Source organism: Hyphomicrobium sp. (assembly GCF_020852195.1).
Taxonomy (GTDB): domain Bacteria; phylum Pseudomonadota; class Alphaproteobacteria; order Rhizobiales; family Hyphomicrobiaceae; genus Hyphomicrobium_C.
In genome coordinates this window covers 1-17,953 of record NZ_JADZBI010000064.1, presented here as the reverse complement: position 1 = coordinate 17,953, position 17,953 = coordinate 1, and the positions used below count along the sequence as shown (strand labels likewise).

Below are 17,953 nucleotides of genomic sequence, written 5' to 3'. Positions count from 1 at the left end.
GGATAGCGGCCGGATTGTTAGCAAGACCTAACCTGCTGACCTGTTGGAAATGACAGGCCTGGGCGCCTGAGAGCGGCCAATTCCGGCGCCGTGTACACGCCGCTGCATCACGCTTCGTCTGCCGCCGCCCCGTAGCGATGCAGGTCCATGCCGTAGATCTGTAGCCAGCGCTTGGCCTCGTCGAGGCCGGGCATGGTCTTGGCGACCAGCGCCCAGAAGCGCGGCCCGTGGTTCATCTCCTTGAGATGCGCGACCTCGTGCGCGGCCACGTAGTCGAGGATCTCGGGCGGCGCCAGGATGAGGCGCCAGGAGAACGACAGCACGCCCGTGGTCGAGCAGGAGCCCCAGCGGCTGGTCTGGTCGCGTACCGCGATCCGCTTGGCCGTGACGCCGAGGCGTTTTCCATGGAAGCGCACGCGCTCGTCGAGCGCGCGATGCGCCTCCTTGGCGAGCCAGTCCTTGAGCCGCCGCGGCGCATGCTCCGCACGGCCGGCGACGCAGAGCTCGGGATAGGGCGTCGTTGCCCGCCGCTCGACCGGGGCGCGCTGCTGAGGCCCGGTGAACACCACGCGGTGAGCCTCGCCGCGCAGCGGGATGAACACGCCGTCGAGGAACGGCACGGGATCGGGCAGGCTGTCGAGGCGCGCGCGCACCCATTCGATGTTGCGCGTGATGAACGATCCCGCCTCGTCGAGGTCGCACTGCACGGGCAGCGTGACGATCACCGTCCGCCGCGTGCGGCTGACCCTGAGGGTGAGCCGGCGCGCGCCGGGATGGCGGCGCACTTCTACCGGCGCGCCGAGGTCATCGATATCGTTGCCCTTGAGCGTCGGAGACGCGAATCTTCTTGTCTTCCGCATGAATGACTTTCGGAACACGCGCAGATTTTGGAGACGCGAAACGCGGCGATGGATGTGACGGGTTGTGCTGCTCCCGACCGTCTCACTGGCGCTTGGAGCCGCGTTCGACCTAAGTCTCACTTAGCAAGAGAGTGAAGCGCATCTCCAGTATGAAATTGTGACGCCTCACAACCGGCGCGGCCACTGTTGCGGAACGGCCCCACGACGTGTTGCGAAACTTATCACCGCATGACGCATCGACCGTCACCGCCGCGCGCGCTATCATGAGGTGGCTCACGGCGGCAGGCGCGGCAAAGCGCGCTCGGGTGCGGTGAAGCTTGGCAGCTCGCGCATGTCGAGCGTCGGCGCGCCGGCTCCACTGAGGGGTACGTCGGGGGCGCCGTCCATCGGAGGCGGCGAGGGCGGAACGGCGAAGCCATGCCCGTCGGTCGTCGCGGGCGCCGGCCGCGTGGACGTCGTCGAGGAGATCTCCGGCACGGGCCGCGTCTTGCGCGCCTCCGGCTTGCTCATGACCAGCGACGGCATCGCGATGAGCAGCGCCACCATGAGGAGCTGGATGCAGAGGAACGGCACCGCGCCCCAGTAGATCTCGGACGTCCTGACGGGCGCCATGAGCCGCCCCGTGACCTTGTCGCGGTAGGTCTCGCGCGGCGCCACGCTGCGCAAGTAGAAAAGCGCGAAGCCGAACGGCGGATGCATGAAGCTCGTCTGCATGTTGACGGCGAGCAGGATGCCGAACCAGATCACGAACGGAGTCACGTCCGCCACCGTCTCGGTCACCGCTCCCGATGCGTCGGTGGCGCTGATGACGGCGAAGCCGAAGGTCTTTGCGATGGCCACGGCCTCGGGCGAGACGCGGAAGATGGCCTCGGCGGCGGGCTTCAGGAGCGGCACCAGGATGAAGCAGAGCTCGAAGAAGTCGAGGAAGAACGCCAGGATGAAGATCAGCACCATGACCATGATCAGGAAGCCGTACATGCCGCCCGGCATGGAGGTCATGAGGTGCTCGACCCAGATGTGGCCGTTGACGCCGTAGAAGGTGAGCGAGAAGATTCTGGCGCCGATCAGGATGAACATCACGAACGCGGCGAGCTTCGCCGTCGCCTCGGCGGCTTGGCGCACGATCTGGAAGTTGAAGCGCCGCACGTCGTTGTCGCTGTAGCGCTTGGCGGCGGCCAGCGCCAGCGCACCGACCGCGCCCATGGCGCCGCCCTCCGTCGGCGTTGCGAGGCCGACGAGGATGGTGCCGAGCACGAGGAAGATGAGTAGCAGCGGCGGCACCATGACGAAGGTGACGCGCTCGGCGATGGTCGAGAGCAGGCTCCGCCCCGAAAGCAGGATCAGGGCCCGGTTGGCGAGTGCGGCGACGAGCGCGAACGAGATCCCCCAGGCCAGGGAGAGGATGCCGCGGTCGATGCCCGCATACTGCGAGCCGTGCATCATCCAGGCCGCGAAGGCCGCCGAGAGCAAGGCCAGCACGCCGAGCGACAGGAGCCCGCGCGAGCCGTCGGCCTCGCGGTTATGGATGTCCTCCGCCGGCAGTCCGGGCGCGGCCGCCGGATAGATCAGCGAGATGATGAAAACATAGGCGGCATAGAGGCTCGCCAGCATGAGGCCGGGCAGGAGCGCCGCCTTGTACATGTCGTCGACGGAGCGGCCGAGCTGGTCGGCGAGCACAATGAGCACCAGCGACGGCGGGATGATCTGCGCTAGCGTGCCGGACGCCGCGATGACGCCGGAGGCGAGACGCCGGTCGTAGCCATAGCGCAGCATGATCGGCAGCGAGATCAGGCCCATCGCGATGACGCTCGCCGCCACCACGCCCGTCGTCGCTGCCAGCAGCGCGCCGACGAAGACCACCGCGTAGGCGAGCCCGCCGCGCACCGTGCCGAACAGTTGTCCGACGGTCTCGAGCAGATCCTCCGCCATGCCGGAGCGCTCGAGGATCAGTCCCATGAAGGTGAAGAAGGGAATGGCGAGCAGCGTGTCATTGCGCATCACGTCGAAGATGCGCCCCGGCATGGACTGCAGGAGGTGCCAGGAGAGCGTGATGGCGCCGTTCGAATGCGGCGCGAGCTCCACGCCCACGAAGAAGAACGCGAGCCCGACCGCGCCGAGAGAGAATGCCACCGGATAGCCGAGAAGCAGGAAGAAGACCAGCGACGCGAACATGATCGGCGCCAGATTCTGAGCCAGAAACGCCGTCATGTGCCGCGGGTCCCCCTGTCTCGGCCGTACCCTTTTGTGTCCCCCATTGCCCGGCTCATCGTGCGTCACCCTCGGGCTTCGAGGTCCCCCCGCCTGCGTCGTGTGTAAGATCGGCGCCTGCCGCCACCACCGCCTCGTGATAGCCGCCATGCCCCGTCCGCTCGTCGAGCTCGCCGCGCATGATGGCGACGCGTTTGATTAGCTCCGAGACGCCTTGCGCGAAGAGCAATGCGAAGGCGATCGGGATCAGAGCCTTGATCGGCCAGAGCGGCAGCCCGCCGGCGTTGGGCGACTGCTCGTTCTGCGCGTAGGAGGAGATGAAGAAGAGCCAGGATGTGTAGATGACCATCGCAGCCACCGGCAGCAGGAACAGCGCATGGCCGACGAGTTCGATGACGTTGCGCTTGAAGTCGGAGAGCCGGCTGTTCACGACGTCGATACGGATGTGCTCGTTGACGGCCAGCGTCCAGGGTGCGGCCAGCAGGAACACCATCGCGAACAGCCACCATTGGATTTCGAGCAGGGAGTTCGCGCTCCAGTCGAAAGCCTTGCGTACGACGGCATTGCCGGCGCTGATGACGGCGGCGGCCACGATCAGCCAGGCCGCCGAGCGTCCGATCATGCGCGTGATCCGATCGATCAGGCGGCTCAAGGCCAGAAGTCCCTTCATGCGTCCTCCCTCGTGCTCCTGTCTCTGTGGCGGAGCATCGGTTGCCTTCCTATATCCGAAAGGGCCGAGGGGGAGAACTCCGGAGAAACCCACCTTGCGGTAATGCGGCCCAGGACGTAGGGCTGGCCGGGGGTGCGGCAGCCGCCGGGAGCGCCCGCCGCCCATGAAGAACCAGGAGATGGCATGGCCGACTTGAAGGCAGAAGTCGTCGAACGGCTGCGGCGCGTCAAGGGCCCGGATCTCGACGGCAACATCGTCGATCTCGGCCTCGTGTCTGATATCTTGATCAAGGACGGCCGCGTCTACTTTTCGATCACGGTCCCGGCCGCGCGCGCCGAGGAGCTGGAGCCCCTGCGCGGCGCCGCCGAGAAGGTCGTGCGCGAGATCGAGGGCGTCGCGGGCGTAGTCGCCGTGCTGACGGCCGAGGCGGATCCTGGCCAGGCGGCGCAGGCGCGGCCTCGGCCCGCCCCCCAGGCCGCCGCATCTAGCAACGGGCGCGAGCATCCGCGCGTGACGGAGGCGCGCGCACGCGGCACCGCGGGCGACGCCGCGCACCGTCCTTCGCCAGGCCCTGCCACGGCGCAGGTTCGCCAGACGCAGGGTGTGCCCGGCGTGAAGCACATCGTCGCCGTCGCCTCCGGCAAGGGCGGCGTCGGCAAGTCGACGGTCGCCGTCAACCTCGCGCTGGGCTTCCAGGCCATAGGTCTCAAGGCGGGCATCCTCGACGCGGACATCTACGGCCCCTCGCAGCCGCGCCTGCTCGGCATCCCCGGCAAGCCCGCCGAGGCCGGCGGCAAGAAGCTCGCGGCCATGGAGGGCTACGGCCTCAAGGCCATGTCCATGGGCTTCATGGTGGACGAAGGTACGCCCATCGTCTGGCGCGGCCCGATGGTGGTCGGCGCGCTGAACCAGATGCTGCGCGAGGTCTTGTGGGGCGATCTCGACGTGCTGGTCATCGACATGCCGCCCGGAACGGGCGACGTGCAACTCACCATTGCGCAGCAGGTGCCGCTGGCCGGCGCCGTCATCGTCTCGACGCCGCAGGACCTCGCCCTGATCGATGCCCGCAAGGGCCTTGCCATGTTCCGCAAGGTCAACGTGCCGCTGCTCGGCATCGTCGAGAACATGAGTTACTTCATCGCCCCCGACACCGGCGCGCGCTACGACATCTTCGGCCATGGCGGCGCCAAGGCCGAAGCGGAGAAGCTCGGCGTTCCGTTCCTCGGCGAGGTGCCGCTCACCATTGAGGTGCGGGAGACGTCCGACGCCGGCCGCCCGGTCACGGCCACCGCCCCCGAGAGTCCGAGCGCGCAAGCCTTCCGCGAGATCGCCGCCAGGGCATGGGCCGAGCTCGAGAAGGCGACGGGCCGGGGCATGAAGCCGCCGAAGCTTGAGATCGTCCACGGCGGCGAGGCGCTGCGCGTCGCCTTCGCGACCCGCGACGAGCACGAGCTGCCGGCCGAGTTCCTGCGCGTGCTGAGCCCCTCTGCCGAGGTGCAGGGCCATTCCAAGGAGCAGCGCGTCACCGTCGCCGGGAAGAAGAGCGTCAAGATCCGCGAGCTGCGCGGCGTCGGCAACTATGCGGTGCGCATCGTCTTCGACGACGGGCACGACACCGGCCTCTTCACATGGTCCTACCTGCACATGCTGTCGCTGCAGAAGGACAAGCGCTGGGCCGAGTACCTCGCCGAGCTGAAGGCCAAGGGATTGTCGCGCTAGACCATGATCGCTTCGGACCCTATCAGTCCGAAGCGTGAATCATCGGTCTCATCAAAAAGGTCGGCCGCGACCGCTGCAGTCGATCGAATTTCCTGCATTGAGGAGTAAGCCCGATGGAATATCGCTATCTTGGTGCGTCCGGCCTCCAGGTTCCGGCCTTGAGCTTCGGCGCCGGCACTTTCGGCGGCAAGGGCCCGCTGTTCAGCGCCTGGGGCAACACCGACGTCAGCGAGGCGCGGCGCCTGGTCGACATCTGCCTCGACGCCGGCCTCACTATGTTCGACACCGCCGACGTCTATTCGAGCGGGGAATCCGAGAAGATCCTGGGCGAGGCGATCAAGGGCCGTCGCCACGACGTGCTGATCTCGACCAAGGCCACCTTTCGCTTCAGCGACCGGCCGAACGACGTAGGCTCGTCACGCCATCATCTGATCGCGACCTGCGAGGCCGCACTCAAGCGTCTCGGCACCGACTACATCGACCTGTTCCAGCTCCACGGCTTCGACGCCCGCACGCCTGTCGAGGAGACGCTATCCACGCTCGACGATCTCGTGCGCGCGGGCAAGATCCGCTATGCCGGCGTCTCCAACTTCTCCGGATGGCATCTGATGAAGTCGCTGGCGATAGCGGACCGCTACGGCTATCCGCGCTATGTCGCCAACCAGACCTACTACTCGCTGATCGGCCGCGACTACGAATGGGAGCTGATGCCGCTCGGCCTCGACCAGGGTGTCGGCGCGGTGGTCTGGAGTCCGCTCGGTTGGGGGCGCCTGACCGGCAAGATCCGCCGCGGCCAGCCGCTGCCGGCCACGAGCCGCCTGCATGCGACGGCCGACAGCGGCCCGCCGGTCGAAGACGAGCACGTCTACACGGTGGTCGATGCCCTGGATGAGGTGACGGCCGAGACCGGCAAGTCCGTACCCCAGGTCGCGCTGAACTGGCTGCTGCAGCGCCCGACCGTCTCGACCGTCGTCATTGGCGCCCGCAACGAGGAGCAGTTGCGCCAGAATCTCGGCGCCGTCGGCTGGAGCCTCACTCCGGAGCAGATCGCGAAGCTGGACGCCGCAAGCGCCGTTACGCTCCCCTATCCCTATTGGCATCAGCGGTTCTTCGCCGAGCGCAACCCGCCGCCCGTGTGAGGGGCGAGCCGCTGCGCCAGGCGTGCGCTGCGGACGGCATGGAGCCTGTTCAGTTTGGCTTAAGGCAGGGCCTCTCCCTCACGCCATGGCCCGGGTCATCGCGGAGCGATGCTTCGCATCGACACCCGGCCATCCAGGGCGTGTTTCCCGACCGACGGCACGTGGCCCTGATGGCCCGCCTCGTCGTGGCGAAGCCGCCTTTCGCGCGGACGTGAAGAAGTGCCATGCTTCGATCTCTGGTCCCGGCCCAACGCCGCCTTGCACCTGTGCCCCTGCCGCCACGCCTTAGGCGAGAGATGAACCCCGTTGCGTGAGCCGGATTGCGTCACGAACGGAGATCCCTTAATCCGGATAGTATAACATCCGGAATTGAGGGTCCCCATGTCGAGAGTGGCGAAGTTTGAGAGCGGTCTCTGGCAACTACAGAGCGATGGAAGCGCGACGCGCCCTGTCGAAACCGGCGCGCAACAGACCCCGACCGCCTTCGCTCCCGTGCGGATACTGCGGTCCGCGCAGCCCGACCGGCAAAGTTCTGCCGCCAAATGGATAAGATACTATAACATCCAAGAAAAGAGGGTATCGTCCGTCGCGCTCCTTCCCCCCTCCTTGGCCGGCTTGATGGAGCGGGCCGCAGCATTGGCCGCGCTCCTCGCTGTCGCGCTATCGCCGGCCATCGCCCAGCAGACGGCCGCGCAGCCCGCCACCGAGCTGCCACCCATCGAGGTCACGACCCCGAGCCCCATCGTCAAACCGAAACGGCCCAGGCAGGCGAAAGGCGCAGGCGCGGCCCAGGCCGCCGTCCCTGCCGACATCCCCGCCGAGGAGCCCGCGATCCCGCCCGGCACGGCACTCGATTTCAGCGACCACACCTTCGCGTCCGTCACCGTCGCGACCGAGCGCGAGATCGCGTCCGAGAGCGGGGCGACCATCACCGATGCGCTGGACGACAAGCCCGGCATCTCCTCCACCACCTTCGCGCCGGGGGCTAACCGCCCGATCATCCGCGGCCTCGACAGCTACCGCGTGCGCACTCAGGAGAACGGCATCGGCACCCACGACGTCGCCGCCATATCGGAGGACCACGCCGTCCCAATCGATCCCAACGTCGCGGACCGCGTCGAGGTCGTGCGCGGCCCGGCGACGCTGCGCTACGGCTCCCAGGCCATCGGCGGCGTAGTGGCCGTCGAGAACCAGCGCATCCCGACGTACATTCCGAAAGGCGGCCTCAGCGGCAGGGTGAGCGGCGGCTACACCTCGGTCGACGACGGCGGCGACGGGTCGTTCAAGGTTACGGCCGGCGGCAGCGGATTTGCGGTCCACGCCGACGGCTTCCGCCGCGATGCCGACGACTACGACTCGCCGCGTGGGACGGTCGTCAACAGCTTCGTCGAAAGCGAGGGCGGCTCGGTAGGCGCATCGCTGATCGGCAGCGACGGCTTCATTGGCGTTGCCTTCGCGCGCGTCGAGAGCCTCTACGGCATCCCCGGCGAGGAAGCCGAGGAGGGTGTCCTACCGCGCATCGACCTCGTTCAGGACAAGGTGCTGGCCAAGGGCGAGTGGCGCGTGCGTGATTTCGGCATGGATGCGATCCGCTTCTGGTTCGGCGCCTCCGACTACGCGCACGACGAGCTTGCGATCCACGATCCCGACCACGAGGACGAGTTCGAGGTCGGCTCACGCTTCACCAACAAGGAGCAGGAGGCGCGCGTCGAGATCCAGCATCTGCCCGTCGGCACGGCGCTTGGCGAGTTCACGGGCGCCATCGGCGCACACTGGGGGCACCGCAAGACGCGTGGCCAGAGCTTCGAGGGTGAATCGCTGCTCGAGCCGGCCGAGACGGACAGCTTTGCCGCGTTCTGGTTCGAGGAGCTGGCCCTGACGCCCGCGCTGCGCTTGCAAGCCGCCGCACGCATCGAGCATACGACGGTCGACGGCAGCGGCTGGCAGGATTTCTCGGAGGACCCGGGCGATCCAGATCATTTCCTTCCGACAGGCTTCGCCGGTGAGCGCAGCTTCACGCCGACGAGCGCCAGCCTGGGCGTGCTCTACCAGCTTCCCTCGGACACCGTCGCCCGTCTGACTGGGCAGTATGTCGAGCGTGCGCCGGACGCGGCTGAGCTGTTCTCCAAGGGCATGCACGAGGCGACCGGCACTTTCGAGGTCGGCAATCCGTTCCTCGACGTCGAGAAGGCGACGACGATCGAAGCCGGGCTCAAGAAGGCGACGGGCGCATTCCGTTTCGATGTCTCCGCCTACCACACCTGGTACGATGGGTTCATCTACCGCCAGCTCACGGATCGCGAGTGCGATCCGGAGGCCGAGGCCGGCGGCGAGTTCCATTGCGAGGCGGCCGGCGGTGGAGGCGGCGGCGGGCACGATCATGCGTTCGACCTCGCCTTCTTCCAGCAGCGCGACGCCAGGTTCTACGGCGCGGAGCTCGCCTTCCAGTATGACGTGGCGCCGATCTGGCGCGGCATCTGGGGCATCGACGGCCAGTACGATTTCGTGCGCGCCGAGTTCGAGGGCGGCGAGAATGTGCCGCGCATTCCTCCTCACCGTCTCGGCGGCGGCCTCTACTACCGGGATGCCAACTGGTTCGCGCGTGCCGGCGTGCTTCACGCCTTCGATCAGGACAAAATCGGGCTCAACGAGATCAAAACTCCGGGCTACACGCTGGTCTCGGCCGAGGTGAGCTATACGGTACCTGGCGAGGGTACCACGCCGGGTGTCACCATCGGCCTCAAAGGCGAGAACCTGGCCGACGACGAGGTCTTGAACCACGCTTCCTTCAAGCGCCGCGAGGACGTGCTCTTGCCCGGCGCCAGCGTCCGCCTGTTCGGCTCGATCTCGCTGAATTGAGCGACACACCCCTGTCATCCCGGGAAGGCGAAGGCGCAAGCCGGAGCCTTACCCGGGACCCAGCGTAAAGAGCGTCGAGGACACGGTATATTTCGCGGTAGGAGCTTTGCGCTCGGCACTCGCCGGAGGCACGCCTTCGCTTGGTCGGGCGTGAAAGCCGCTCAGTAGAACAGGCTCGACACGCTCTCCTCGCGCGATGTGCGCAGGATCGCCTCTCCGAGCAGCGGCGCGATCGAGAGCACACGGATGTTGCGCGCGGCCTCCACCGCCGCCGTCGGCAGGATCGAATCCGTGATGACGAGGTGCTTGAGCTTCGAGTTCTGGATGCGCGAGACGGCCCCGCCCGAGAGCACGCCGTGCGTGACGTAGCACATCACCTCGGTGGCGCCCTTCTCGAGCAGCGCATCGGCGGCGTTCACGATCGTGCCGCCGCTGTCGACGATGTCGTCGATCAGGATGCAGCGCTTGCCGTCCACGTCGCCGATGACGTTCATAACCTCGGACTCGCCCGGCCGCTCGCGGCGCTTGTCGCAGATCGCGATCGGCACGTCGATGCGCTTGGCAAGCGCCCGTGCACGCACCACGCCGCCGACGTCCGGCGATACGACGACAAGGTTGTCGGTGCCGTACTTTTCCTCGATGTCGCGCACCATCACAGGTGCCGCGAACAGGTTGTCGGTCGGGATGTCGAAGAAGCCCTGGATCTGCCCGGCGTGCAGATCGACCGTCAGCACGCGGTCGGCGCCCGCCCGTTCGATGAGGTTGGCGACGAGCTTGGCCGAGATCGGCGTGCGCGGGCCGGGCTTCCGGTCCTGGCGCGCGTAGCCATAGTAGGGAATGACCGCCGTGATGCGCCGCGCCGACGAGCGCTTGAGCGCATCGATCAGAATCAAGAGCTCCATCAGGTTGTCGTTGGCGGGGAAGGAGGTCGACTGGATGACGAACGCGTCCTGTCCGCGCACGTTCTCCTGGATCTCGACGAACACTTCCATGTCCGCGAAGCGCTTCACCTGGGACTTGGCCGGCGCGATCTTGAGGTATTTGGCAATGGCATCCGCCAGTGGCCGGTTGCTGTTTCCGGCGACGATCTTCATGGTCTGGCCGCCCCTGCCACTGTCATGACGCGCATCGAATGGCATGGACGCTCCTCATGCGACACTTCGATGACGCGCCTTCTAACGCGCGGGCCCGGGTGTGTAAACCACCCGGGCCCGGCATGTTTAGCAGACTCTGATCCGGTGTGGCCGACACCCATCAGGTGGGCCGGCCCGCACATGGTTCAGTTGACCTTGGTCTGTTGCGGCAGGAGCTTCACGATGCCCTGCGCGGCGGCGGAGGCGGCCGCATCCGCCGTCTTGCCCCAGGCCCCATCGAGAGAGCCTTGAGGAATCTCGTTCTTCTGCGAGACCGTGCCGAGCTTCTTGCCCTGCGGGTCCTTGACCTCCCAGTCGATCTGGATCGGCTGCTTCCCGTTCTGGCCTTGCCCGACGACCACCTTGCCCTCGACCTTGTAGGTCTGCGCCGAAGGCGTCTCGGTCAGCGCCACGCCGCTGCGGGTAAGCTCACGCTGGATGGCGCTCGTCAGGGCGACGCTGCCGTCGCCGGGCGCTCCGACGACGCTCGGCACCATTGCCGTCACGCCGCCGTCGCGTGCGATGCTGCCCGTTGTGGCCGGACCGCCCGCCGCTGCGGGCGAGACGGATGCGCTGCTGCCGGCCGCGGAATAGGCCGTCGGCGCCGCCGACGGAGCCGCCTGCTGGCCGCCGGCCGCCGGCGTGCCCATGGCGATCGCGGCCGCGCTCTGCGACGGCAGCCACGTGACGAGCGAGCCGGCCGTCTTGCTCGAGATGGTATTGACCACCTGCGGCGTGACCGAGGTCCACGGATCCTTGGACTGGGCGCCGGTCAGCACTTCCTCACCCGTGATGCGGTTGACGCGCTTGCCCGTGGGGTCGGTGACGTCCCAGATGTAGGAGACCTTCGTGCGTCCCTTCTCGCGCGCGGACACGATATAGCCGCGCAGCGTGAACTCCGCTTTCGCGTTCGGGTCCTTGGCGACGGAGATCCTCTGCGCCTCGATTGCGCTCGCGAGCTGCGTCTCGAGCTGCCTGGCCACGGTGTCGGGCGCGCCGATCACGGGCGCGATGGCAATCTTGGCGGTCTGTCCGGTGGTCGCGGGAGGCTGCCCGGTGATCGAGAGAGAGTTGGCGTCGTCGTTGCTCGCGAACAGGTTGGCGCCGGTCTCGCATCCGCCGAGTCCGAGCCCGATAAAAGCCGCGAAGACTGCGAACACGACTGACTTGTTTCCACGCCATGCCGCAGCAGCATCAATGGTCGTCACGATGACGTCCCCCTATGAATGATCCGCTGTCCTCCGGCGGCCGGCGTACATACTTTGCGGCCATCCCTCTCTGTAACGCTGCCGGTACCCTTCATGAGTCCTGTAGCCACACGTCCGCCGTGCGTCCAGAAGGAATCGAGGTGAAAACGTCGACGTGCCTAATTCTATCCGCAACATCCACAACCTGGCTGTGGATTTTGCAGTTAGGCCACAACAATGGCGGAGATTTGGCGCCCGTAATCAGCCTCTTTTCGATGCGTTGCTCGCCGGAAACTGAAGAACATCGATTCGTTCTCATAGGTGCAGGGGGCATGTCGCTCGGCCTGCTTGAGGCCGAGTGACGCGAGACGCGCCATGACGTAGGCAGGCAGATCGAAGTGGGGTGTCTGCCGCCCCTTGGGTATGGTGAAGAAGCGCGCGTTGTCGGGGGCGGCTGCCTCGAACGCGGCCACGAACTCGGGACCGACCTCGTAGGACGAGGGCCCGATGGACGGTCCGAGCGCGGCAAAAATCCGTGTCCTGTCAGCGCCGAGCCCCTCCATCGCCGCCACCGTCGCCTCGAGGATGCCGCCGAGCGCGCCCCGCCATCCGGCGTGCGCCGCGCCGACCACGCCCGCCTCGGCGTCGGCGAAGAGGACCGGCGCGCAGTCCGCAGTCAGGATGCCGATCACGAGCCCCCGCGTCCGCGTCACGAGCGCATCGCCCTTGGGCAGGCTGTCGCGCGTCACGAGCCGGTCCACCACCTCCGCCGTGGAGCTGTGGGTTTGGTAAATGGTCTGGACATCGTCCGCATACGCCCCGAGGTGCTGGGCGACGCGGGCCCGGTTCTCGATCACGGCGACGGGGTCGTCCTTCGACCCCTGGCCGCAGTTGAGGCTGGCGTAGAGCCCGCGAGAGACGCCGCCCTGCCGCGTGAAGAAGCCGTGGCGGATGCCGGGCAGGATGGAAAGGCTATCGGCCTGGAGTGGGCTCAGCATGGGCTCGCGTGTCTGTCTGCAATCCGGGAGCGGCGACCATAGAGCAGTCTCGATTGCGTTCCTACCGGTCGAAGCCGGGAAGCGGCGCGACGCCCTCCGAGCGCACGCCGAGCGCAAGGAAGCGCGAGCCCATGCCCGATGGCTGGATGAGCCGCGCCACGCCGGCCTCGATCTCGGCCGCGCGTGCGGGGTTGGCCGCCATCAGCCGGGACGCGCGCTCGACGATGCCGAGCCGTCCCAGGAGCTCCGCCTGCGGCAACGTCGTCTCGACGGCGAGCCCCGCGCGGCGGCACGCCTCGGCCAAGCGCTGAAAATCGACCTGCGCGGAGAGGTCCGTGTCTCCCGGCGCATGGAACGGTGACACGTGCTGTTGCCCCGCCACGCCCTGGAGCGTATCACCGAAGCCGGATTTCGCGTGCCCATAGTCAACGAGCAGAGCGCAGATTGGTCCGTGGGATTGTCTTGCGCCAAGCATGGTTGCGAGCGTGGTTGAATGTTTCGAGAGCTCGAAGATGTCACCCTCTTGCGGGATGAGGTCTGGCGGAACCAAGCCATGTGTCCTCCCGTGTTCCCAGCCCTCATCATTTCGATCGACGTCGAACGCCAGGTCATCGCTTGCCTCGTCGACGATGACGACGCGGTCGCGCCACCGCCCGTCCCTGTACGCGATCTGCACGATTGGCAGCGTATCCAGGAACTCGTTGGCAACAACGAGCGTGGCTCCATCGCCAACCCGGGTGCGCCCGTTCAATGCTTCGACTACGTCGTCGTGGAATTCCAGCGGCACGCCGCAGTCGGCGAGCGTTGCCGCCTGCGCGCTCCGCAGCGTGGCGTTGCTTTCCACGAGATGCACCGCGAGTGCTGCGCGGAAACCGGGCACGATGCGCGCCGCCCGCAGAGCATCGCGCATGAGCGTGCCGCGCCCGGGTCCGAGCTCGACGAGGTTGAGGTTGGCGGGCGCGCCCATCTCGCGCCACGCGACCGCACACCAGAGCCCGATCAGCTCGCCGAACACCTGGCTGATCTCCGGCGCCGTGACGAAATCACCGGCCGCCCCGATGGCCGGCCGATGCCGGTAGTAGCCATGCTCCGGATCGTGCAGGCACGCCTGCATGTAGTCGTCGACGCCGATCGGCCCGGCGCGCCGGATGCGGTCCTTGAGCTTGGCGGCGAGCGGCGTCTCGGCGGACGTCATGAGACGGCGGGCGCGGCCTCACGGCGGGCGCGCCAGATGAAATAGATCCCGGCCAAGAGCATCGGTAGCGAGTACACCTGTCCAGCTGTAAAGGGCCCGATGTTGAAGGCGTGGATGGCGTGCGGCTCGCGGAACACCTCGCCGAGCGAGCGGGTGAGCGCGTAACCTGCGAGGAACACGCCGGTGGCGAGCCCCGGAGACTTGAGCCCCCCGAAGCTGTGCGTCAGCACCCGGAGCACGATGAACAGCAGGAGCCCTTCGAGCGCGGCCTCGTAGAGCTGGCTCGGATGACGCGCCGCGGGCTCGACATCCGGATGCAACGCCGCGGCTTGAGGGAACACCATCGACCACGGCACATCGGTGACGCGTCCGAACAGTTCGCCGTTGATGAAGTTGGCGAGCCGGCCGAAGAAGAGCCCGATCGGCACGGCAGCGCACCCGAGGTCCATGGCGCTGAGCGCGGAGAAGCCGTTGCGCCGCGCGAACAGCCACACCGCGAGCGCGCAGCCCGCCAACGCGCCGTGGAAGCTCATGCCTCCCTTCCAGACGGCAAGGATGTCGAGCGGGGACGCAAGATAGGTGCTGGGCTCGTAGAGGATCACGTAGCCGAGCCGGCCGCCGAGCACCACGCCGAGCGTGACGTAGAGCAGCAGGTCGTCGACTTTGGCCACGCTGAAGGGCGGCGTGTCGTTGCGCCACAGCCGCGGCGTGCTGAGCAGCTCCCGGATATACATCCAGCCGATGATCAGCCCCGCGAGATAGGCGAGCCCGTACCACTTGATGGTGAGGGGGCCGATCGAGAAGGCGACCGGATCGAAGTCGGGGAAAGGAATGGCGAGCAGGTTCATGCACACGGGGCCTGGACAGAGGGACAAAGGCGGAGGCAGCGAGGCAGCAGGAGGCGCATTGGTTCGCCGCTGCCCGTTGCCCCTGCCCGCTGCCGAATTCGCGGCGGACGCTGCCGGGTCTCGGGGGGTGAGTCAAGCGACGGCGCCTCCGGCCGCTTGAACAGACCGTGGCGAGCCACCATAGTCCGGGCACGTGACAGGGTGATCGCCACCGGGCGACACGAGCATGAAGGAACGCCGATGACACAGACATCGAACCGCCTCCTGGACGAGGTGGCGAAGCTGATGACGGATGCCGCGGGTGCCGCCCAGGGTCTCCGCCAGGAGGCCGAGGGCCTCATGCGCGCCCAGGCCGAGCGCATTCTCTCGAGCATGGACGTTGTGAAGCGCGAGGAGTTCGAGGCTGTGCGCGCCATGGCGGAGAAGGCACGCGCCGAGAACGAGCGCCTCGCCGGTCTCGTCGCGGCACTCGAGGCGCGCATTGCGGCGCTTGAGGGCGGCGGCGCACCGCCGGCCGCTTCCGTTTAGCGGATCGCGCGTGTTGCGTGCAAAGCGCGCGTGGCATGCCGGCTCGCCACAATGCTCGTGGACAAGAGCGCCATCGTCTTGCGACTCGCGTGCCCCTCTGTTTTGGTCGCGCAGGTCAAAGCATGACAACGAAAACCCCAGGGACAAGTCGCGTTTCGCCCCAATCCGGTCATGGACCGAGCGTGCAGTCCGCGGCTAAAGCTGGACCGTAATCGCGTCGGGTCCCCTTAAGTCCGAAGCGTGAATAACCGGCCTCATCGCAGCTCGGCGCAGCAAGCAGGCGCCGGGGTCCAAGGAGCCAGAATGGCATCGTCCGAGAAGGGCAACGAGCGCATCATCCACCCGATCGATCTCGTGGAGCAGCTTGCCGCCACGTACGACTGGGCGACCGACCGCATGGCCGATGACGAGCTTACGCTGGTCGTCGGAGGCAACTGGACCGACTATCACATCTCGCTCAACTGGCGCGACGATCTCGAGGCTCTGCATCTCGCCTGCGCGTTCGATTTCCGCGTGCCGGAGACGCGCCTGAATGAGATGTACCGCCTGATCGCGCAGATCAACGAGCAGCTCTGGCTCGGCCATTTCGACCTCTGGACGCAGGAAGGGCTGGTCATGTTCCGCCACGCGCTGCTGCTCAATGGCGCCGTGGTGACGCCGGGCCAGTGCGAGGCGATCCTCAAGGCGGCGCTGGAGGCCTGCGAGCGCTACTATCAGGCCTTCCAGTTCGTCGTCTGGGCGGGTAAGGAGAGCCGGGAAGCTCTCGTGTCGACCATGTTCCAGACCGAGGGCCAAGCCTGAGCCCCAGCCTGAGCCCAAGGCTCCCGACGGCCCCAACGGCCCGCCGCGGGCCGCAGCCGGTCGAGTAGCAAGATGGCATTCACATTCGATGGGCCGCTCCTTCTGGTGGGGGCCGGCAAGATGGGAAGCGCCCTGCTCGAGGGGTTGATCGCGCGCGGCCTCGATCCGCGCCGCGTCCGCGTGCAGGATCCCGCGCCGCCCGCAGAGGTCGCGGCTGTTCTCGCGCGCCACGGACTCACAGCCGAGCCGCGTATCGAGAGCCTGCCCGCGCCGCCGGGCGTCATCGTGGCGGCCGTCAAGCCGCAGGTGATGGACTCCGTCTTCCCGTCCGTCGCGCGGCTGGCGGGGCCCGATACGCTGACCATCTCCGTTGCCGCCGGCCGCACGCTGGCAAGCTTCGAGGCGCACCTCGCCGCGAGCGCGCCCGTCGTGCGCGCCATGCCCAACACGCCGGCCGCCATCGGTCGCGGCATCACCGTATGCGTCGCCAACGCGCACGTGACCGCGGCGGGGCGCCAGCTCTGCGAGGAGCTGATGGCCGCCGTGGGCGAGGTGGCATGGGTCGCGGACGAGGCGCTGATGGATGCTGTGACGGCCGTCTCTGGGTCGGGGCCGGCCTACGTGTTCCTGCTCGCCGAGGCCCTGGAGAAGGCGGCTGTGGCCGCCGGGCTCGATTCCGCGCTGGCTCGGCGTCTGGCCCGCGCCACCGTTTCGGGATCGGGCGAGCTGCTGGCCCAATCCGGGCTCGACGCCAGCGTCCTGCGCCAGAACGTGACCTCGCCGGGCGGCACGACGGCAGCGGCCCTGGCCGTGCTAATGGCCCAAGGCGGTCTCGAGGAGCTGTTGGAGAAGGCCGTTCTGGCAGGGGAGGGGCGCAGCCGCGAGCTGGCGAAATGATCAGGGCGGTGTCAGAACGCACACGCCCGCGGCCACGTGACCTCACGTGAGGTCCGGATGAGCCCGAAGGCTCCGGCGACCGGACCTCTCTTTGACCTCGGAGCGGCGGGGACCTTACCAAGCAAGGAGGATAGCTTGTTCGGTCCGGCTCTGCCGCTCGTCGCGTCGGGCCGGAGGCGCGGGTGGCGGCCCGCTTGTCCGGCTGCTCGGGTATCGACGCCGCTGCAAGTGCAGCATCACCCTCACGCACCCAGTTATGCTATACTGTAACAGTTGACGCAACGCGGCATTTTTCCCACTCACGGACTTGTGTATCGCCGCCCCGCAAGCCCCATCCGCGAGGCAGATCGAGCGCTAACCAACCGCCTCGCAACACTTTTTGGCTGAAGAGCCGCCTACCGCAGGATCAGGGCGGCCGTCAGTGCGAGCGCAACCATCGCCGCCGCGCTGAAGCCCCCCACGATCTGGCCGAGGCGGACCCCGCCGACAGCCGCCGACATCGCGGCCTTGGACGCCGTGTTGACGCCGGCCGCGACGAGGATGGCGGTGCCGGCCTCTTCGAGCCCCACCTGGGCCCCGGCGAAGCGCGCCATGGAGAGCGTGAGCGCATCCACGTCGGCGATGCCGGATACGGCGGCGAGCAGGTAGAGGCCGGCCGTCCCGGCTTGCTCCGTCAGCAGCTTGGCCACCACCATGATGATGGCGATCAGGCCGGCGAGCTGCAGCACCGTGCCGAGATCGAACGGGTTGCGGATCTCCAGTGTCGGTTGCTGTGCGGTGCCTTGTCCGTGCTTCAGCAGGACGGCGCTGCCCACGAGCAGCACGACGCCGGCGACCGCCGCGGGCCACAGGAGCGTGCCGAGCAGCACCGGCTTGATGAGGCCGGCCAGCACGACGAGCCGCGCGAGCAT

At 67.5% G+C, this 17,953-nt stretch carries 15 protein-coding genes; 6 read left to right on the top strand and 9 right to left on the bottom strand.

Features of this window, described 5'->3' with window-relative positions; translation table 11 throughout:
* Window positions 1–107 precede the first annotated feature (107 nt).
* The 3 genes from IT540_RS04815 to IT540_RS04805 form a co-directional block, all read right to left on the bottom strand.
* Window positions 108–860 (bottom strand): SprT family zinc-dependent metalloprotease, encoded by a 753-nt coding sequence (locus IT540_RS04815; protein WP_291174029.1) that lies wholly within the window; start codon window positions 858–860, stop codon window positions 108–110.
* A gap of 273 nt (window positions 861–1,133) precedes the next feature.
* Window positions 1,134–3,068, bottom strand: coding sequence for a TRAP transporter large permease subunit (locus IT540_RS04810; protein ID WP_291174027.1), 1,935 nt, complete (start codon window positions 3,066–3,068; stop codon window positions 1,134–1,136).
* Window positions 3,069–3,123: 55 nt separating this feature from the next.
* Window positions 3,124–3,738: a TRAP transporter small permease subunit gene (locus IT540_RS04805; protein WP_291174024.1), complete on the bottom strand. Its 615-nt coding sequence runs from the start codon at window positions 3,736–3,738 to the stop codon at window positions 3,124–3,126.
* Between the two features lie 183 nt (window positions 3,739–3,921).
* On the opposite strand from IT540_RS04805, the gene IT540_RS04800 reads away from it, so the two are divergent.
* From IT540_RS04800 to IT540_RS04790, 3 genes are all read left to right on the top strand, one after another.
* Window positions 3,922–5,457, top strand: a complete 1,536-nt coding sequence (locus IT540_RS04800) for a P-loop NTPase (protein ID WP_291174022.1) — start codon at window positions 3,922–3,924, stop codon at window positions 5,455–5,457.
* A 113-nt stretch (window positions 5,458–5,570) separates the two neighbouring features.
* Window positions 5,571–6,596: an aldo/keto reductase gene (locus IT540_RS04795; protein ID WP_291174019.1), complete on the top strand. Its 1,026-nt coding sequence runs from the start codon at window positions 5,571–5,573 to the stop codon at window positions 6,594–6,596.
* Between the two features lie 636 nt (window positions 6,597–7,232).
* Window positions 7,233–9,455 (top strand): TonB-dependent receptor, encoded by a 2,223-nt coding sequence (locus tag IT540_RS04790; RefSeq protein ID WP_291174017.1) that lies wholly within the window; start codon window positions 7,233–7,235, stop codon window positions 9,453–9,455.
* Window positions 9,456–9,616: 161 nt separating this feature from the next.
* Here IT540_RS04790 and IT540_RS04785 read toward each other — a convergent pair whose 3' ends face one another.
* The 5 genes from IT540_RS04785 to lgt form a co-directional block, all read right to left on the bottom strand.
* On the bottom strand, window positions 9,617–10,549 hold the full coding sequence (locus tag IT540_RS04785) for a ribose-phosphate pyrophosphokinase (protein ID WP_291174063.1): 933 nt from the start codon (window positions 10,547–10,549) through the stop codon (window positions 9,617–9,619).
* A 185-nt stretch (window positions 10,550–10,734) separates the two neighbouring features.
* Window positions 10,735–11,796: a hypothetical protein gene (locus tag IT540_RS04780; protein WP_291174014.1), complete on the bottom strand. Its 1,062-nt coding sequence runs from the start codon at window positions 11,794–11,796 to the stop codon at window positions 10,735–10,737.
* Between the two features lie 203 nt (window positions 11,797–11,999).
* Window positions 12,000–12,773 carry a peptidoglycan editing factor PgeF gene (pgeF, locus tag IT540_RS04775; protein WP_291174012.1) on the bottom strand — a complete coding sequence of 258 codons (774 nt, stop codon included), beginning with the start codon at window positions 12,771–12,773 and terminating at the stop codon, window positions 12,000–12,002.
* A 61-nt stretch (window positions 12,774–12,834) separates the two neighbouring features.
* Complete coding sequence (locus IT540_RS04770) at window positions 12,835–13,968, bottom strand: SAM-dependent methyltransferase (protein WP_291174010.1); 1,134 nt, start codon at window positions 13,966–13,968, stop codon at window positions 12,835–12,837.
* Window positions 13,965–14,816: a prolipoprotein diacylglyceryl transferase gene (gene lgt, locus IT540_RS04765; RefSeq protein ID WP_291174007.1), complete on the bottom strand. Its 852-nt coding sequence runs from the start codon at window positions 14,814–14,816 to the stop codon at window positions 13,965–13,967. The genes IT540_RS04770 and lgt overlap by 4 nt, the downstream gene beginning before the upstream one ends.
* 240 nt (window positions 14,817–15,056) lie before the next feature.
* Here lgt and IT540_RS04760 point away from each other — a divergent pair, with 240 nt between their 5' ends.
* From IT540_RS04760 to proC, 3 genes are all read left to right on the top strand, one after another.
* Complete coding sequence (locus IT540_RS04760) at window positions 15,057–15,344, top strand: accessory factor UbiK family protein (protein WP_291174005.1); 288 nt, start codon at window positions 15,057–15,059, stop codon at window positions 15,342–15,344.
* A 303-nt stretch (window positions 15,345–15,647) separates the two neighbouring features.
* A complete protein-coding gene (locus tag IT540_RS04755) occupies window positions 15,648–16,145 on the top strand; it encodes a YbjN domain-containing protein (RefSeq protein WP_291174003.1) in 498 nt (165 codons plus the stop codon).
* A 72-nt stretch (window positions 16,146–16,217) separates the two neighbouring features.
* On the top strand, window positions 16,218–17,042 hold the full coding sequence (gene proC / locus IT540_RS04750; RefSeq protein WP_291174001.1) for a pyrroline-5-carboxylate reductase: 825 nt from the start codon (window positions 16,218–16,220) through the stop codon (window positions 17,040–17,042).
* Window positions 17,043–17,437: 395 nt separating this feature from the next.
* Here the strand turns inward: proC and IT540_RS04745 are convergent.
* On the bottom strand, window positions 17,438–17,953 hold a 516-nt coding region (locus tag IT540_RS04745; protein WP_291173999.1), incomplete at its 5' end, for a DUF4010 domain-containing protein.

Excerpts from the sequence above, each read along its gene's own strand:
- IT540_RS04815 (WP_291174029.1), bottom strand. The coding sequence starts at position 860 with ATGCGGAAGACAAGAAGATTCGCGTCTCCGACGCTCAAGGGCAACGAT.
- IT540_RS04810 (WP_291174027.1), bottom strand. The coding sequence starts at position 3,068 with ATGACGGCGTTTCTGGCTCAGAATCTGGCGCCGATCATGTTCGCGTCG.
- IT540_RS04805 (WP_291174024.1), bottom strand. The coding sequence starts at position 3,738 with ATGAAGGGACTTCTGGCCTTGAGCCGCCTGATCGATCGGATCACGCGC.
- IT540_RS04800 (WP_291174022.1), top strand. The coding sequence starts at position 3,922 with ATGGCCGACTTGAAGGCAGAAGTCGTCGAACGGCTGCGGCGCGTCAAG.
- IT540_RS04795 (WP_291174019.1), top strand. The coding sequence starts at position 5,571 with ATGGAATATCGCTATCTTGGTGCGTCCGGCCTCCAGGTTCCGGCCTTG.
- IT540_RS04785 (WP_291174063.1), bottom strand. The coding sequence starts at position 10,549 with ATGAAGATCGTCGCCGGAAACAGCAACCGGCCACTGGCGGATGCCATT.
- pgeF (WP_291174012.1), bottom strand. The coding sequence starts at position 12,773 with ATGCTGAGCCCACTCCAGGCCGATAGCCTTTCCATCCTGCCCGGCATC.
- IT540_RS04770 (WP_291174010.1), bottom strand. The coding sequence starts at position 13,968 with ATGACGTCCGCCGAGACGCCGCTCGCCGCCAAGCTCAAGGACCGCATC.
- lgt (WP_291174007.1), bottom strand. The coding sequence starts at position 14,816 with ATGAACCTGCTCGCCATTCCTTTCCCCGACTTCGATCCGGTCGCCTTC.
- IT540_RS04760 (WP_291174005.1), top strand. The coding sequence starts at position 15,057 with ATGACACAGACATCGAACCGCCTCCTGGACGAGGTGGCGAAGCTGATG.
- IT540_RS04755 (WP_291174003.1), top strand. The coding sequence starts at position 15,648 with ATGGCATCGTCCGAGAAGGGCAACGAGCGCATCATCCACCCGATCGAT.
- proC (WP_291174001.1), top strand. The coding sequence starts at position 16,218 with ATGGCATTCACATTCGATGGGCCGCTCCTTCTGGTGGGGGCCGGCAAG.